At 65.0% G+C, this 15,632-nt stretch carries 14 protein-coding genes; 6 read left to right on the top strand and 8 right to left on the bottom strand.

Going from position 1 to position 15,632, the window contains the following annotated elements; translation table 11 throughout:
• Positions 1–105: 105 nt before the first annotated feature.
• The 6 genes from GGR04_RS20465 to GGR04_RS20440 all read right to left on the bottom strand — a co-directional run bounded on the left by GGR04_RS20465 (position 106) and on the right by GGR04_RS20440 (position 7,739).
• Positions 106–912 (bottom strand): enoyl-CoA hydratase/isomerase family protein, encoded by an 807-nt coding sequence (locus GGR04_RS20465; RefSeq protein WP_183201994.1) that lies wholly within the window; start codon positions 910–912, stop codon positions 106–108.
• 25 nt (positions 913–937) lie between these two features.
• Positions 938–2,482 carry an AMP-binding protein gene (locus GGR04_RS20460; protein WP_183201992.1) on the bottom strand — a complete coding sequence of 515 codons (1,545 nt, stop codon included), beginning with the start codon at positions 2,480–2,482 and terminating at the stop codon, positions 938–940.
• The gene (locus tag GGR04_RS20455; RefSeq protein ID WP_183201990.1) at positions 2,475–2,993 is read right to left on the bottom strand and encodes a (2Fe-2S)-binding protein; all 519 of its coding nucleotides are present in this window, start codon (positions 2,991–2,993) and stop codon (positions 2,475–2,477) included. The genes GGR04_RS20460 and GGR04_RS20455 overlap by 8 nt, the downstream gene beginning before the upstream one ends.
• On the bottom strand, positions 2,981–3,808 hold the full coding sequence (locus GGR04_RS20450; RefSeq protein ID WP_183201988.1) for an FAD binding domain-containing protein: 828 nt from the start codon (positions 3,806–3,808) through the stop codon (positions 2,981–2,983). The genes GGR04_RS20455 and GGR04_RS20450 overlap by 13 nt, the downstream gene beginning before the upstream one ends.
• On the bottom strand, positions 3,805–6,774 hold the full coding sequence (locus tag GGR04_RS20445; protein WP_183201986.1) for a xanthine dehydrogenase family protein molybdopterin-binding subunit: 2,970 nt from the start codon (positions 6,772–6,774) through the stop codon (positions 3,805–3,807). The genes GGR04_RS20450 and GGR04_RS20445 overlap by 4 nt, the downstream gene beginning before the upstream one ends.
• Before the next feature lie 101 nt (positions 6,775–6,875).
• On the bottom strand, positions 6,876–7,739 hold the full coding sequence (locus GGR04_RS20440) for a helix-turn-helix transcriptional regulator (RefSeq protein ID WP_183201984.1): 864 nt from the start codon (positions 7,737–7,739) through the stop codon (positions 6,876–6,878).
• A 420-nt stretch (positions 7,740–8,159) separates the two neighbouring features.
• On the opposite strand from GGR04_RS20440, the gene GGR04_RS20435 reads away from it, so the two are divergent.
• On the top strand, positions 8,160–8,870 hold the full coding sequence (locus GGR04_RS20435) for an IS6 family transposase (RefSeq protein ID WP_183201982.1): 711 nt from the start codon (positions 8,160–8,162) through the stop codon (positions 8,868–8,870).
• A gap of 106 nt (positions 8,871–8,976) precedes the next feature.
• Here GGR04_RS20435 and GGR04_RS20430 read toward each other — a convergent pair whose 3' ends face one another.
• Positions 8,977–9,759 carry an IclR family transcriptional regulator gene (locus GGR04_RS20430; RefSeq protein WP_183201980.1) on the bottom strand — a complete coding sequence of 261 codons (783 nt, stop codon included), beginning with the start codon at positions 9,757–9,759 and terminating at the stop codon, positions 8,977–8,979.
• A gap of 98 nt (positions 9,760–9,857) precedes the next feature.
• On the opposite strand from GGR04_RS20430, the gene GGR04_RS20425 reads away from it, so the two are divergent.
• The 3 genes from GGR04_RS20425 (at position 9,858) to attM (ending at position 13,411) form a co-directional block, all read left to right on the top strand.
• Positions 9,858–11,312, top strand: a complete 1,455-nt coding sequence (locus GGR04_RS20425) for an NAD-dependent succinate-semialdehyde dehydrogenase (protein WP_183201978.1) — start codon at positions 9,858–9,860, stop codon at positions 11,310–11,312.
• Between the two features lie 95 nt (positions 11,313–11,407).
• Positions 11,408–12,568: an iron-containing alcohol dehydrogenase gene (locus GGR04_RS20420; RefSeq protein WP_183201976.1), complete on the top strand. Its 1,161-nt coding sequence runs from the start codon at positions 11,408–11,410 to the stop codon at positions 12,566–12,568.
• 51 nt (positions 12,569–12,619) lie between these two features.
• A complete protein-coding gene (gene attM / locus GGR04_RS20415) occupies positions 12,620–13,411 on the top strand; it encodes an AttM family quorum-quenching N-acyl homoserine lactonase (RefSeq protein ID WP_183201974.1) in 792 nt (263 codons plus the stop codon).
• Between the two features lie 423 nt (positions 13,412–13,834).
• Here attM and GGR04_RS20410 read toward each other — a convergent pair whose 3' ends face one another.
• Positions 13,835–14,434 carry a recombinase family protein gene (locus GGR04_RS20410; RefSeq protein WP_183201973.1) on the bottom strand — a complete coding sequence of 200 codons (600 nt, stop codon included), beginning with the start codon at positions 14,432–14,434 and terminating at the stop codon, positions 13,835–13,837.
• 264 nt (positions 14,435–14,698) lie between these two features.
• On the opposite strand from GGR04_RS20410, the gene GGR04_RS20405 reads away from it, so the two are divergent.
• Together GGR04_RS20405 and GGR04_RS20400 are read left to right on the top strand one after the other, a co-directional pair.
• Entirely contained in the window at positions 14,699–14,947 is a 249-nt protein-coding gene (locus tag GGR04_RS20405; RefSeq protein ID WP_183201971.1) for an AbrB/MazE/SpoVT family DNA-binding domain-containing protein, read from the top strand.
• A gap of 3 nt (positions 14,948–14,950) precedes the next feature.
• Complete coding sequence (locus GGR04_RS20400) at positions 14,951–15,337, top strand: type II toxin-antitoxin system VapC family toxin (RefSeq protein WP_183201968.1); 387 nt, start codon at positions 14,951–14,953, stop codon at positions 15,335–15,337.
• Positions 15,338–15,632: the final 295 nt, after the last annotated feature.

Here is a 15,632-nt window from a genome sequence, read left to right as displayed (position 1 = left end):
GATAAAATCGGACACGCCTCTGCCAGTCCGCTCCGGAGACCGGGACGGAGGCGCAGCACTGGTTCGCAATCGGTGGATCGAGGCCGAACGCGGGCCTCCGCCGCCTCAGGCGCCCCGGAAGGTCGGCTTGCGCTTGGCGTGGAAGGCTTCGACGCCCTCGCGGAAGTCCTCAGACATGCGAAGACGCGAGTAGTTTAGCCCCTCCAGCTCGATGGCGGTCGTCAGAAGCGCGTCGTCGCTGTCGTTGAGGAGCTTCTTGGCCGTGCGCTGGGCGAGCGGCGAGAAGCCGCGCAACTCGTCGACGAGCGCGGCGACGGCTGCCTCAAGCGCGTCGTCGGCATGGCATTCCGTGGCGATGCCCCAGTCAAGGGCCTGCTGTCCGGAAATGCGCCGGGAGCGCATCACGATATCCTTGGTGCGCGTGACACCGACGATCTTCTGCAGGCGCGCGGAGCCGCCTGATCCGGGGATCTGGCCGAGCTTCTGTTCGGGAAGGGCGTAGAGCGTCGTCTCGGAGGCCAGACGGAAGTCGCAGGCGAGCGACAGTTCGAAGCCTACCCCGAAGCAGTAGCCGCGGTTCATCGCGATCACCGGCTTGTCGCAGCGCGCCGGGGCCGCCACGTTCCAGGCGAGCTTGGAGACATGTTCGGGGCTGGCTTCGAGGAAGCCCCGGATGTCGCCGCCCGAGGAGAAGTGCTGGCCCGCGCCCGACAGGACGATCACGCGCACGCGCGGGTCCGCGTCGAGGGCTTCGAAGGCGAGGCGCAACTGGTCGCGCGCGGCCATCGACACGACGTTATAGGGGGCGCGTTCGAGCACGATGTCGGCGCGCTCGCCAGACGGGTCGATCGTCACCTTGAAGCCGTCGAGGGCGTGAAGCTGCGGATGGTCGAAGCGATGTGGTTCGCTCATGGTTCTGGATCCTTCCGGGGGAATGTTAGGCGCCGACGCGGGCGGGAGCGACGGCTTCGGGTTCGTAGTCCCCGGCCACTAGAAGGCGCCGCAGGAGCTTGCCGACGGGGCTCTTCGGAATGGCGTTGACGAAGACGTAGGCGCGTGGGCGCCGGAAATTCGCGAGGCCGGAGCGTTTGCAGTGCTCGTCGAGTTCGGTCTCGCTCACCGGGCCCGAACGCTTCACGAAGGCGGTGACGACCTTGCCCCAGCGCTCGTCGGGAAGGCCGACGACGGCCACCTCGTCGACGGCGGGATGGAGCGACAGGCAGCTCTCGATCTCGACCGGCGAGACGTTCTCGCCGCCGGTGATGATCATGTCGTCGGTTCGCCCGGTGACGAACAGGTCGCCGTCCTCGTCGAAGAAGCCGGTGTCCCCCGTGAAGTACCAGCCGTCGCGGATCGCCTTCGCGTCAGCCTCCGGCCTCTTCCAATAGCCCTCGAAGCTTTCGTCCCCCTTGAGGAGGACGGCGATCTCGCCCTCCTCGCGCGGTGCTGCGCGCCTGGAGGCGTCGCGCTCTCCAAGCGTCACGACCCGAACCATCTGGTTGATGCCAGCCCTGCCTGCCGATCCCGGCTTGTCGGCGGCCCTTTGGTCGATCGTGAACGTATAGACTTCGGACGAGCCGTAATGGTTGACGAAGAGGTCCGGCTGGAAGCTCTTGCCGAGGTGGCGCATGAGGCCATCGGTCATCGAGGCGCCCGCGAAGCCGAGCTTGGTAACGCTGCGGACGCGGTCGGGCGCAAAGGACGGATGGTGTACGATGTCGTGGTAGAGCGTCGGCACCAGATAGAGATTGGTGATCGCGTTCTCCTCGATCGCCCTCAGCGCGCCTTCCACGTCGAAGCGCGGAAGGCAGACGAACGCACCGCCGATCAGCGAGGTGGAGAGAAGCGAGCGGACGCCCATCGTGTGGTAGAGCGGCATGACGCCGAGCGTACGTTCGCCGTGCCGATAGAGGTTCTGGGCGACATGGGCGAGCGCACCGGCACGCTCGGCGTGATGGCGTCGCGGCACGCCCTTGGGGCGAGACGTGGTGCCCGAGGTGTAGAGCATCAGCGACCAGTCCCCGGCCGACGCGCGCGGCTCGAAGGCGTCGGCTCCCTCCGCCATGAGCCCGGCAACGCTTGCGCCGCGGTCCTTCGCCTCGATAGGCCACCGCATCACGTCCTTCGCCCGGACGCTGGCCTGCACGGCGTCGAGGGAGACCGGTTCGTAGACGAGGAGCCGTGCCTCGGAATCCTCCAGCGCATAGTCGACCTCGTCGGACTTGGCGCGCCAGTTGAGGGGGGTGATGACGAGGCCTGCGAACTGGCAGGCCCAATGGAGAGTCGCGTTCTCCCAGCGGTTCTGCAGAAGGGTCAGAACGCGCTCGCCCGGTCGAAGGCCTGCATCCGTCAGCCCCTGTGCCAGCGCGGCGATCCGTGCCAGCCATTCGGCGTAGGTCAGGCGCGTCGCGCCATCCACGATCGCCAGCGCATGCGGATCGCGCTCGACGCTCGCCAGAAAGCTCGTTCCCAGGTCAAGCATGCGTTTCCTCCCGTCGTGCTGGGTTGAGCCGATCTCGGGCGTCCAGAGCGGCCCGCATGATCGGCGCGTAGCCGGTACAGCGGCAAAGATGGCCCGACAGGTGATCGCGGATCTGCGCCTCGTCGGCGTCCGGACGGGCCCGGAAGAGAAGATCCAGGGTGATGAGAATGCCTGCCGTACAGAAGCCGCACTGGAGCCCGTGATGACGGCGGAACGCCTCCTGAAGCACCGACAGGCGTCCGGCCTCCGGCTCCAGCCCCTCGACCGTGCGGACCTGTTGGCCGTCCATCTGTCCCGCCAGAACGAGGCAGGCGCGGGCGGGTTCACCGTCGATCTCGACCGTGCATGCACCGCAGACGCCGTGCTCGCAGCCGACATGCGTGCCGGTCGCGCCCAGGCCATGGCGCAGAACGTCCGTCAGCAGGGTGCGCGGTTCCGCCCATGCCTCGACGGGTCGTCCGTTCAGGGTGAAGTGGACGGCATGACGTTCGGCCTTCGTCAGCTTCGGCATCTCATCGCCTCCTCGATGGCTTCGCGTCCGAGACGGCGCACGAGTTCGCGCCGGTAGCGCGGGGTGGCATGGAGATCCTCGCGGGCATCGAGCGCCCAGGCGAAGTCGTTCAGAGCATCCTCCAGATCGCCGCTCGCGGGATCGGGCATACTTCGGAGCGCCGGCACGTCGCCGACCCCGCCTACCGCCAGGCGAATGCCGCTCGGACCGGCCACCGCCGCGCAGGCCACCACGGCGTAGTCGCCATGGCGCCGCGCCACTTCACGGAAGCCAAAGCCTTCGCCCGCACGCCGCAGCGGAAAGGACACCGCTTCGATCATTTCGCCGGGCTGCAGCGCGGTCGCCATCATGCCGAGAAAGAAGTCGCGCGCCACGACGGTTCTGCGCGCCTTCTTCGTTCGCAGATGGATCTCGCCCTCCAAGGCGATCAGCGCGAGGGGGAGCTCGGCGCTGGGATCGGCATGCGCCAGCGAGCCGCACACCGTTCCGCGCGACCGCGTCTGCACATGTCCGATATAGGGGATGGCGGCGGCCAGTAGCGGGAGCCGGGTGTCGAGATCGGGCCAACGCGCCAGTTCGACCTGCCGGACGCCTGAGCCGACGCGCAGGACGCCTTTCGCGACGTCGAGTCCTCGTAGTTCCGCAACACCCATGATGTCGACGAGGACGCCGGGACGCGCCAGGCGCATGTTCAACATCGGCACGAAGCTCTGCCCGCCCGCCAGCACACGACCGTCCTCGCCCGACCGGGCCAGCGTTTCGAGCGCCTCGGCCAGCGTCTCGGCGCGAACGAAATCGAAGGGCGCCGGCTTCATGCGCCCCTCCCGAACCAGCCGCGCAGGCGCGACAGGATGCCGGTCGCCGATCCCCTTCCGCCGCCGGCGTGGCTGGCGAGCGACTTGAAGAACTGCCCGATCACGACGCGTGCCGCCCCGTCGAGCAGGCGACCGCCGACGGAAGCCACCTTGCCGCCGATCACGGCCTCGTAGGCGTAGTGGAGCGTGGTCTGGTTCGTCGCGGTTTCGACCAGCGTGATCCGTCCCGAGCCACGGCCGAAGCCGAGGGCGCCGTCGGTTCCTCCCGAAAGGGTGACGGCCTCGGGCTCGTTCAGATCAGTCAGTTCGATCTCGGCACGGTAGCGCCCCTTCACCGGACCGACGCCGAGCGTGACGTCGGCGAGAAAGCGCGTGGGCGACACCTTGCGCACGCCATGCGCGCCGGGGATCACCGCCTCGAGCGTTCGGGGATCGAGCAGCATGTCCCAGACGGCCTGCCGGGGCGCCGCGACGAGCGCCGAGCCTTCGCCCGTCAGCTTGCGCTCGCCGGGCTTGGCGGGCTCGCGAACCGTCTTGGGTGCGTCGCGAGACGGCTTCTCTTCGGATGCGAGACGGTCGGCGAGGCGCGCGGGAACGAGCGGAAGCGTTACGTCGTCGAAACCGCAGGCATCCGCCACCGCATTGGCGAGGCAGACGGGGGTCGACATGCAGTTACCCTCACCCACCCCCTTCGCCCCGAGGGGGGTGAAGGGCGACGGGCTTTCGTAATGGAGAATGATCGGCTCGGGGACTTCCATGACCGTCGGGATCAGGTAGTCGGCCAGCGTCCCGGACAGGAAGCTGCCGTCCGGACCGTAGGCATATTCCTCCAACAGCGCCGCGCCGACCGCATGGGCGAAACCACCCGTCACCTGCCCGGCCACCATGCCGGGATGCAGGATCCGGCCGCAATCGTGCATCGTCACGTATCGGTCGATGCGCACGGCGCCGGTGAGCCGGTCCACCTCGACGCCGCAGAAGTCGAAGATGAAGCCATGGCAGAGCGAGGAATTGACCAAGTCCTCGTCGTCTGGCGCGATCAACTGTTCCGGGGTCCAGAACACGGTCTCGCGGATCGTCTGATCGACGTCGTCGGGCAGCGTGCCCGGGGCCCAGTGCGCCGCGGCGGCGACGCGCGCGAAAGAGACGGCGTTCTGCGTGTTGCTGCGCGCATAGGCGCGACCGTCCGATAGCTCCACCTCGTCCGCCGTCACGTTTAGCTGGCCGGCGGCCACACGCTTCAGCTTCGCGGCAATCCGATCGGCCGCGAGCTTGGCAGCGCCCGCGACCGCGGGCGCGAAGCGGCTCGAATAATTGCCCGAGGCGATGGACCACGCGTCGCGTGCCGTGTCGACGTCGGCGAGGACCCGGATGGCGCCGGGATCGAGGCCCAGCACGTCGGCAACGACCTGAGCGAGCACGGTGCGGTGCCCCTGCCCCTGCGGCACGGAGGCGACCTTGACCGACACGGCGCCAAGCGGATCGATCGCAATCGTGGCGGTGGCCTGCGCGCCGCTCTTCGGCCCGGCCTTGCGGCGCGCGGCGGGAGACAGGACGGCGGTGATGTAGCCCATGTTGGAGACGCTCGGCTCGACCGCGGCCGTGTAGCCGATGCCGTAGAGCCGTCCTTGCTCGCGGGCCGCCCGGCGCGTTTCGAGAAGGTCGGCCAGCCCGCCCTCCTCGATCGCCCTTGCCATGGCCGCCTGGTAGTCGCCGCTGTCCAGCAGGGCACCGGTGGCGGTGCGGTAGGGAAAAGCACCGGCGGGAACAAGATTGCGGGAGATGACGTCGAGGGGATCGAGTTCGAGTTCGATCGCGATGCGCTGCATCAGCCGCTCAAGCGCAAAATACATCTGCGGGCCGCCAAACCCTCTGTTGAGGCCGGTCGGGGTCTTGTTGGTGAGGACGATCCGGTTGCGGATGGCGACATGGCGAATGGCGTAGGCGCCTGTCATGTTGCCGTGCATGCGGTAGAGCGTGGCCGGCTCAGGCGCACGTAGATGCGCACCACAGTCTTCGAGTTGGTCCCAGCGTAGCGCCGTGACCCGTCCGTCCGCCTCAACGGCTGCCTCCAGAGTGGTGACCCGGTTCGTGGCCGATACGGAGGCCGACAGGTGCTCGAGCCGGTCCTCGATCCACTTGACCGGCCGATTGGCGACGCGCGCGGCTAGAGCCATCAAAATGACGTAGGGAAACACACCCTGCTTGATGCCGAATGAGCCACCGGAATCGGGTGGCGTGCGCAGGCGCATCCGGTTGCCAGGCACTCCGAGGGCGCGAGCGATCACAGCATGGATTGAGAAGGGTCCCTGAAAATTGGCGGTGACGTCGTAGGCGTCCTCGCCGGGAGCGTAGGACGCGACAACGCCGTAGGTCTCGATCGGCGTGCCTGAGTTGCGGGGGTAGCTTATCGTGACGCCCACACGACGCGTGGCGTTCTCGAAGGCTGCAGCCGGTTCACCGTATTGAAACCGGCGCTCGTTGATGACATTGCCACCAAGCGTTGGGTGGAGCGTCGGCGCATCCATCTCGGTGGCGGCCTGCGGATCCACCACGGCGGCCAAGGTCTCGTATTCGACCTCGACGAGATCAGCCCCGTCCTCAGCAAGATAACGATCGGCCGCCACGATCACGGCCACCGGCTCGCCGACGTAGCGCACCCGGTCCATTGCAATCGGCCAAGCCTCGACGTCGGCCTTCACCCCGACGGTCATCGAGCGCGACAAGCGACGCACGTCTTCACCTGTGAGGACGCAGACGACGCCGGGCAGCGCGAGCGCCTTCGTCGAGTCAATGCGGCGCAGATTGGCGTGCGCGTGCGGCGAGCGCAAGATTGCCGCGTGCAGCGTGCCCACTGCGATCGGAAGATCGTCCACGTATTGGCCACGGCCCGTCAGCAGCGCCGCGTCCTCGACGCGCGGCACCGAACGACCCGTCCAGCCGCTCGATCGCGGTATGGCGGTCATGTCCTGGTCTCCTCCCGGAGCTCTCGACTGTCGAGAGCGCCAAACCAAAGAGCAGCCTAGGAGTGGCGTTCTCGCCTTGCGATCCCGCCGGGTATCAATGCTTACCGAGGTGTCTCAAGATCGCGCGTGCAGCGCGTTACCGCACGAAATACCGAGGGCGAGGAGCCTGCGTGATCGTGGAAGAAGCGAGAAAAATGCGAGGGAACGGAAAAACCGAGACTTTCGCCGATCACCGAAAGGCTGGCGTCGCTGTCAGACACCGCCCGGACGGCACGCTCTAGCCGGGCTGCGTTTAGATAAACCCTTGGCGAAACGCCGAAGGAGGCTTCGAACAGACGGTAGAATTGAGCGCGCGAGACGGTCGTGGCCGTGATCAGGTCGTCGATATGCCCCACCGCGCCTGGATCTTCGTCGATTCGGGCGGCGACGGCCCGGATCCGCCGGTCGACGCTCAGCCCCCGCCCCAGATCCCGCAGCGAGACGGCCGAGTCGCGCCATGGGGTGAAGCGCTCGATGACCGCAATCATCAAGTCGGACAGGAGGATTTCGTGCAGATGTTGGGCTTCCGGCTCGGAAACCATGGTACGGGCCATCGTGTCGGCAAGCGCGCGGATGCGAGGTGTAATTGTGCCGACCGCCTCGGCGAAGAAGCCTGGTCTGCCGCTTGCGGTCCAATTCGGTCTAAATTCTGCGAGCCACCGCGGCTCGATGTAGAGTGCTAAAATAATGGTCGGCGGGCGACGTGGATCATGCGCGTAGGCATGCGACTCCCAGGCATTGACGAGGACGGCGCTTTCGCTCGTCAACGGAACAAGATCGTCGCGGACCCAAAACTTGGTGTCCGCGCCTTCTACCTTTAGGAGCACGTGGCAATGCGGATGGGCATGACGCACAAGGGGACGATCCATATCCAGGAGCGCGACGCGACCGAATGTTCCCTGGGCAACTCTTAGGGCGTTCGACATAGGTCGATCATACGGCACTCCCGTTCGAAAAGCTTGGTTTCTTACTTGGCGAGTTGATTTTCTGAACTATCGGGCGAGTTCGTGTGTATCTTGCAAAGATGACGCCTCGAGGCGTGGATCGGATAGCATCTCCCAAACGTCGGCTTTCGGGGTCTCGGTCCGTCGCATAGGATGGTAACAAAGGGCACAAAGCGGTCCCTAACGATTGAGCCTAGCCGCGAGCAAAGCTACCCATCAGGTAGCGTCGCGGGTACTGCTCCGTCCCGCGCCCGTTGAATCGTCAGACGGCTGACCACGAATTCTCGAGCCAGCGCGGAGATCGAGGCCCCCTCCCCCAGGCGATCGCTTGGCTCTGTTGCAAAGATGCGAAGGCAGTGAGAGCCTGTAGCTCTGAAGACGGCGGACAGCGAGGGCTCGGGCATGAGTTTGGCGTTCAAGGGCCGGCACTTCGCTCCCGACATCATCCTCCTGTGCATGCGCTGGTACTGCCGCTACGCGCTGAGCTACCGCGACCTCGAGGAGATGATGGCCGAGCGCGGCCTATCGGTCGATCACACCACGATCTACCGCTGGGTCCAGCACTACGCCCCCGAGCTGGACCGCCGCGTCCAGTGGTGCCGGAACCGCAATAGCGGCAGCTGGTACGTCGATGAGACCTACGTGAAGGTCCGGGGTGAGTGGATGTACCTCTACCGCGCGATCGGCGATCGGGGCGAAACGCTGGACTTCCAGCTGTCGCAAAAACGGACGACAAAGGCGGCCAAACGCTTCCTCGTCAAGGCATTGAACCGGTCGCCGCATAACAGGCCTTCGGTGATTTCGACAGACAAGAACCCGGCCTACAACGAAGCGATCGCTTCACTACGGCGAGAAGGGCGGCTCGCGGCGACCTGTCAGCACCGGCAGATCAAATACCTGAACAATCGGCTCGAGTCCGATCATGGGAAGCTCAAACAGCGGATCCGACCTGTGCGTGGCTTTCAATCCCAGAAGACGGCTCACAACGCTATCCGCGGCTTCGAGACGATGCGGATGTTCCGGAAGGGGCAATTCCGCTCGATGGTCGACAGCCTCGCCGGCGGATCTGAGGCCCGCTTCATCGGACGGCTGTTTCAGGTGTTCGTCGCCTGAGATTGGAACAGAACGGGATCATTGCGGCCCGATGGGCTATTCGCAACAGAGCCCGACACGCTGGATTTGACGAGCATGTCGCCGACCTTGGGCATTCGTATGAGGGTCAATTGCCGAGTCGGCGTGCGATGGCGTCGGCTGCGGTTCGAATGTCGGCTCCAAGCTTATCCAGAGTATGGGTACTCGCCTGATTGCGGATGAGACTGACGGCGATGCCGGCGATAGCGCAGCCGGAATGGTCTTGGATCGACGCGCCCAGGCAGATCATGCCCTCGCGGACTTGCCCATCATCAATCGAGTAGCCGCGCCGACGCACGAGATCGAGTTCCTGGCGCAACTGATTGAGCGAGCCGACACCCAGCGGCGTCAAGGGCGCGGGCCAGTTCTTCGGGTCGGCGAACAAACGATCGAGGTCGCCAGCCGGCATTGCGGCCAGAAGCGCCTTGCCGGTCGCCGTGTAGGGCGCAGGCAGGCGCATTCCGATACGAAAGGTGAGGCCGAGCGGATCGCCGCTGTCCCGGCACGCGACATAGACCACCTCCCGTCCGTCCAGAATCGTCAAAGTGATCGTGTGAGCGTTGAGATTGGTTTCGCCGGTTAAATAGCGCTGGAATTCGCCGGTGAGATTGGTCTGACTAAGAAAGCCGCTCGCCCAGCGCATCAGTCTGGGCCCGAGCCGAAACCGCCCGTCGGCGCCACGAACCACCAGATTGAACTCCATCATGGTCGCGATAAGGCCATGGGCCGAGCTTTTCGGCAGGCCCAGTTCGCGCGCGATATCAACCGCCGCGAGCGGTTCCGACGTGCTTTCCAAGAGATCGAGCACCTCGATCGCGCGGCGAAGCGCCGGTGTGGCACCGGCCGTTCGGGGTTCGAACAACTCCGACATGGAATTGACATTTCCTATTGAGAGGAACAATCTCGGTTCATGGTACGGAACTTAGTTCAACTAAATGAACTAAGAGGCTTCGTTGGCAGGGGGTTCCTTTGGTTCAGCTTCGCTTCCCCGAGCTTCTGCGTGAATCTTGCCTGATCGATGGGATTTGGTCGACCGCCTCCAGCGGCGCAACGATCGGAATTCACGACCCGGCCGATGGTTCGTTGATCGCGCGCGTTCCCTCGCTCGCTGCGGCGGAGGTCGAGCAGGCGGTCGAGGCGGCGCGCCGGGCCTTCAAGTCGTGGTCGGGGCTCGCCGCGCAGGAGCGAGCCAAGATTCTGCGTCGCTGGTTCGAGCTGATCGTCGCCCATGCCGACGATCTCGCCGCGCTCATGACGGCCGAACAGGGCAAGCCGCTGGCTGAGGCGAGAGGCGAGGTTCTTTATGCCGCGTCCTTCATCGAGTGGTTTGCGGAAGAGGCCAAGCGTGTCTACGGCGAGGTCATTCCTGCACCGCAGGCCGACAAGCGGCTGGTGGTGTTGAAGCAGCCGGTCGGCGTATGCGCGGCCATCACGCCCTGGAACTTTCCTGCCGCCATGATCACCCGCAAGGCCGCCCCGGCCTTGGCAGCAGGCTGCGTCATGATCGTCAAGCCCGCCGAGCAGACGCCGTTGACCGCGCTGGCGCTGGGCGTTCTAGCGAAGGAGGCCGGCATTCCTGCCGGCGTTCTTCAGATCGTGACAGGCGAGGCGCGCACCGTCGGCGGTGTGCTGACTGGCAGCGACGTGGTGCGCAAGCTGTCCTTTACAGGCTCGACGGAGGTCGGGCGCACTTTGATGGCCGAGTGCGCGCCCACCATCAAGCGACTGTCCCTGGAACTCGGTGGCAACGCGCCCTTCATCGTCTTCGACGACGCCGATCTCGACGCCGCAGTGGAGGGGGCGATTGCCTCCAAATACCGCAATGCCGGCCAGACCTGCGTTTGCGCCAATCGGCTCTATGTCCAGGCTGGCGTGTTTGACGCCTTCGCCGAGAAGCTGGCAGCCAAGGTGGCGGCGCTTCCCGTCGGGCGCGGCACGGAGCCCGGCGTCCAGATCGGCCCTTTGATCGACGAGGCGGCGGTGGAGAAGGTCGAAAGCCATCTGGCGGATGCCCTCGCCAAGGGCGCTCGTCTTGTCACCGGCGGCCAGCGCCATGCGTTGGGCGGACTGTTTTTCGAGCCGACCGTGCTGGCAGGCGCGACATCCGACATGCGCCTCGCGCGCGAGGAAACCTTCGGCCCGGTCGCCCCGCTCTTCCGCTTCGAAACCGAGGAAGAGGTGATCGCGCTCGCGAACGACACCGAGTTCGGTCTTGCCTCCTACTTCTACACCGAGAACGCCAAGCGAGCGTGGCGCGTGGCCGAGGCGCTGGAATACGGCATGGTCGGCCACAACACGGGCCTGATCTCCAATGAGGTCGCCCCATTCGGCGGCGTCAAGCAGTCCGGCCTCGGGCGGGAAGGCTCCCATCACGGCATCGAGGAATATCTCGAGGTCAAATACTGGTGCTCGGCTCTGCGCTGAGACGCACCGGACCGGCATCGCTTGCTTCGGGCGCGCGCTCGTCTCAGCCCCAAACTAGCTGGGAAGGCGCTTGGCCTATGGTTGGGAGGTAGTTCATGACCATCGAGAGTTTCGAATTTCGCACCGTGCCGGCCATTCAGGTCGAATGGTCGGGCGCGCAGCGTCTTGGCCAGCGTCTGGCCGAGCGGTTCGCGGCGCGGCGCCTGCTGCTCGTCACCGACGCCGGGTTGGTGAAGGCTGGGCTCATCGCCCCGATCACGGCCGATCTTAAAGCCTCCGGCTTCACCGTCACGGTCTTCGACGCCGTGGTGGCCGATCCACCGGAGGCCGTTCTGCTCGACGCCGTGGCGCGCGCCAAAGCCGGGGGTTGCGACATCGTTGTGGGTCTTGGCGGCGGCTCCTCGCTGGACGTGGCCAAGCTCGCGGCCGTTCTTACCGTGTCCGAGCAGCCTTTGAGCGAACTCTACGGCATCGGCAAGGTCACGGGCTCGCGCCTGCCCTTGGTCCTGGTGCCGACCACGGCTGGCACGGGGTCGGAGGTCACGAACATCTCCATTCTGACCACCGGCGAGACCACCAAGATGGGCGTCGTCTCTCCCCAGCTCTACGCCGACTACGTGGTGCTTGACGGTGAGCTGACCGTGGGCCTGCCGGCGATCCATACGGCGGCCACCGGCATCGATGCCATGGTCCATGCGATCGAGGCCTATACGGGCCGGCACAAGAAGAACCCGCTTTCCGACGCCTTGGCGCGCGAAGCGCTGCGACTGCTGGGGACCAACCTCGTGGCGGCCTGCCGCGACGGCTCGAACCGCGAGGCGCGCGAGGCCATGCTGCTCGGCGCCATGCTGGCGGGCCAAGCCTTCGCCAACTCGCCGGTGGCGGCTGTCCATGCACTAGCCTACCCGCTGGGCGGCCACTACCACATCCCGCACGGGCTTTCTAACGCGCTGATGCTGGGGCCGGTGCTGCGCTTCAACGCCGCCGCGGCCGCGCCGCTCTATGCCGAGCTGGCCGACGTGATCGGCGTTCCGGGAACCGGAGATACGTTGACGCGCTCCGACGCCTTCGTCGCCGCGATGCAAGCCTTGATGGACGAGAGCGGCGCGCCACGCCGCCTGCGCGACGCAGGCGTTTCGCAAGACAGCCTGCCACGTCTGGCCACGGATGCGATGAAGCAGACGCGGCTTCTCGTGAACAATCCGGTCGAGGTCACGGAGGCCGACGCGCTGCGCCTCTACACCGAAGCCTTTTGACCCGCGGCCCGATCTCGACCAGGCCCAGCAGCTATCCAGAGGAGGAAACCAATGACGGACATCAGGCTTTATATGCTTCAGTCGGGAACTCTGAAGTGCAAGGTTCACAATATCAAGATGAACCAGGGCGACGGCGCGGATTATGAAATCCCCGTGCCCTTCTTCCTCATCACTCACCCCAAGGGACACACGATCATCGACGGCGGCAACGCCATCGAGGTGGCGAGCGACCCGCGCGGACATTGGGGCGGCATCTGCGACGTGTATTGGCCGGTGCTGGAGAAGGACCAGGGCTGCGTCGACCAGATCAAGTCGCTGGGCTTCGACCCGGCCGACGTGCGCTATGTCGCCCAGTCGCATCTCCATCTTGACCACACCGGCGCGATCGGGCGTTTTCCCAACGCCACCCATATCGTCCAGCGCACCGAATACGAATATGCCTTCACGCCGGATTGGTTCGCAGGGGGCGGCTACATCCGCAAGGATTTCGACAAGCCCGGTTTGAAATGGCAGTTCCTCAACGGCGAGGCGGACGATCATTACGACGTCTATGGCGATGGCACGCTCATCACGATCTTCTCGCCGGGCCACGCGCCGGGTCACCAGTCGTTCCTCGTGCGCTTGCCGCAGTCCAATCCCATGCTCCTGACGATCGACGCCGCCTATACGCTCGACCATTGGGACGAGAAGGCGCTGCCGGGCTTCCTGGCCTCCACGGTCGATACCGTTCGCTCCGTTCAGAAGCTGCGCGCGTTTGCCGAGAAGGTCGGCGCGACGGTCGTCACCGGTCACGACCCGGACGCTTGGCCGACCTTCAAGAAGGCACCCGACTACTACGCGTAAGGCCGCCTGGTTTCTATCCAAGACAAGCGATTGCCGCGTTGCCCTTCCTACGCGGCAATCATACGAAATTAACTCGTATGGATTCCGCAGGGGAGCGGGAGAGGCTCACACTCTCCCGCGCAACGTGGCCTCGCCATGTTCGCTAAGACCGAAATGGCGGCTTCCACTACGTTGCGGCGAAAAGCCGATCGTCTCTTTTCCACCCCGTCCGGTCTCGGGCGTTGGAGGGAGCGGACGCCCGGAAGTAGCCCATCTCCATTCGTTCGATGAGAGACGAAGCAGCAAAACGTGTGCCGGTTCCAGGCTCGGTCGCTTTCCAGTTCGGTCAACCATATAGCGCCCGATATATGCGCCATCTAAAGACCTGAAATCGCTTCGCTCGAAAGGTCGCTCGGATCCTCCACTTTATGCTCAATGGGTGCTCTATCCGTCGGGTTCTATCGCGGTTGGGGCTCCATCTCTCGCCCGCTGGATCGTCAATCGACTGACTGCGAACTCTCGAGCCAGCGCCGAGATCGAGGTCCCCTCCCCCAGGCGCTCGCGAACGACGCGCTTCTGCTCCGCCGACAGCTTGGCAGGGCGGCCGAGCACCTTGCCCTGCTCCGTCGCCCGGATCAGTCCGGCGTGCGTGCGCTCGATCAGGAGATCGCGTTCAAACTCGGCGACGGCGTTGATGACGCTCATGGTCATGCGGCCGGTCGAGCTCGTCAGGTCGACGCCGCCCAGCGCCAGGCAGTGAACCTTGACGCCCATCTCGGCGAGTAGCTCGACCGTGGCCCGCACGTCCATGGCGTTGCGCCCGAGACGGTCCATTTTCGTGACGACGAGGATGTCCCCCTCCTCCATCCGATCGAGGAGCTTGCGGAAGCCCTCGCGATCTTTGGCGGCGAGCGAACCGGAGACGGTTTCGGAAACGACCCGACGGACCTGGACCTCGAAACCAGCCGCCCGGATCTCGCCGATCTGGTTGTCGGTGGTTTGGCCGTTCGTGGAGACGCGAACGTAGGCAAAAAGTCGGGACATTCGGGCTCAAGCCTGCTCGGAAACGTGCCGAATTTATAGCGCATGCGCGATACCAGCGGTAGATAGTTTACGAGCAGCCGTGGCCGACCCTGCGCTAAACCGATCATTTGAGAGCATGTCACTCGGCTGCGGGAGGCCATGGAGCCTACACTTGACGTCTGGTAGGAGAGCGCGTGTGCTTCGGTCTATGCACCATTACGCCTTTCTGGCATAAAGTATGTCATTCTGCTTTGCAGTCATATAGCGCAGCTAAGGGTTCTCGCCATGCCGGCAGCCAAGGGCAAGATCGTCGAAGGCGGGCGGGTTATTCTGCCGGCAGCGTTTCGCAAGTCGATGGGGTTGCAGAAGGGCGATACCGTTCTGATGGAACTGCATGGCGAAGAGATTCGCATCCGCCCCGCCCGCTCTGCGTTGCGGCGTCTTCAGGAGAAGCTGCGTGACTATGCACCTGAATTGGGATCGGTGGCGGATGAGCTGATCGCCGAGCGGCGTCAGGAAGCGACGAAGGAGTAGCTGATGGCCTGCGTCCTCGATGCGTCCGCCGTTCTCTGTCTGCTCTTTTCCGAGAAAGGCTCCGACAAGGTCGAAGCCCGGCTCGGTGACGCCAGCATGTCCGTCGTCAACTACACCGAGGTTCTATCCAAGCTGATCGATCGGGGCCTGGGTGCAGACGAGGCGGTTCAGGATCTGTCCGATCTCGACATCGCGATCGTCCCCGTGGGTCAGGAGGTCGCCGAGGAGGCGGCCCGTCTGCGATCCCTGTCGAAGGACGTCGGCCTGTCGCTGGGGGATCGGTTCTGCCTCGCACTCGCCAAGAACCTGGGTGTGCCAGCCCTCACGAGCGATCGCGCCTGGAAGGAGATTGCGAAGGCCGCCGGCGTGAAGGTCGAGGTCATTCGCTGAAGCGGGTTATGAGGATGGAGGAAGACAAACCAATGGACGGTATCAGCCCTTCCTGACGGATCTCTTCGGCGTGCCCTCGCCCACCCCACGCGCGCTTGCTGAGACCCGTCGGCCCACGCCTTCGCGACGTGTCGTGGGAAGTGCTCCGGCTTAAAGGAAAGCCTTCGAACTGGACACCTTCTTGGTCGAGCGCTGGGAGCCGACCGGACAATATCATCGGCTCGTCGCTGCCCCAATAAAATTGCTGCTCCCCACAGGCCGAAAGGCCGTTGGGCGGGTTGTGCCTTTCAGCATA

The sequence above is a fragment of the Aureimonas pseudogalii genome (genome assembly GCF_014196835.1).
GTDB classification, from domain to species: domain Bacteria; phylum Pseudomonadota; class Alphaproteobacteria; order Rhizobiales; family Rhizobiaceae; genus Aureimonas; species Aureimonas pseudogalii.
The sequence above is the reverse complement of the archived record's forward strand: the minus strand, read 5'-3'. Positions and strand labels throughout refer to the sequence as shown.

Excerpts from the sequence above, each read along its gene's own strand:
- GGR04_RS20445 (WP_183201986.1), bottom strand. The coding sequence starts at position 6,774 with ATGACCGCCATACCGCGATCGAGCGGCTGGACGGGTCGTTCGGTGCCG.
- attM (WP_183201974.1), top strand. The coding sequence starts at position 12,620 with ATGACGGACATCAGGCTTTATATGCTTCAGTCGGGAACTCTGAAGTGC.
- GGR04_RS20435 (WP_183201982.1), top strand. The coding sequence starts at position 8,160 with ATGAGTTTGGCGTTCAAGGGCCGGCACTTCGCTCCCGACATCATCCTC.
- GGR04_RS20405 (WP_183201971.1), top strand. The coding sequence starts at position 14,699 with ATGCCGGCAGCCAAGGGCAAGATCGTCGAAGGCGGGCGGGTTATTCTG.
- GGR04_RS20430 (WP_183201980.1), bottom strand. The coding sequence starts at position 9,759 with ATGTCGGAGTTGTTCGAACCCCGAACGGCCGGTGCCACACCGGCGCTT.
- GGR04_RS20410 (WP_183201973.1), bottom strand. The coding sequence starts at position 14,434 with ATGTCCCGACTTTTTGCCTACGTTCGCGTCTCCACGAACGGCCAAACC.
- GGR04_RS20440 (WP_183201984.1), bottom strand. The coding sequence starts at position 7,739 with ATGTCGAACGCCCTAAGAGTTGCCCAGGGAACATTCGGTCGCGTCGCG.
- GGR04_RS20420 (WP_183201976.1), top strand. The coding sequence starts at position 11,408 with ATGACCATCGAGAGTTTCGAATTTCGCACCGTGCCGGCCATTCAGGTC.
- GGR04_RS20465 (WP_183201994.1), bottom strand. The coding sequence starts at position 912 with ATGAGCGAACCACATCGCTTCGACCATCCGCAGCTTCACGCCCTCGAC.
- GGR04_RS20450 (WP_183201988.1), bottom strand. The coding sequence starts at position 3,808 with ATGAAGCCGGCGCCCTTCGATTTCGTTCGCGCCGAGACGCTGGCCGAG.
- GGR04_RS20460 (WP_183201992.1), bottom strand. The coding sequence starts at position 2,482 with ATGCTTGACCTGGGAACGAGCTTTCTGGCGAGCGTCGAGCGCGATCCG.
- GGR04_RS20455 (WP_183201990.1), bottom strand. The coding sequence starts at position 2,993 with ATGCCGAAGCTGACGAAGGCCGAACGTCATGCCGTCCACTTCACCCTG.
- GGR04_RS20400 (WP_183201968.1), top strand. The coding sequence starts at position 14,951 with ATGGCCTGCGTCCTCGATGCGTCCGCCGTTCTCTGTCTGCTCTTTTCC.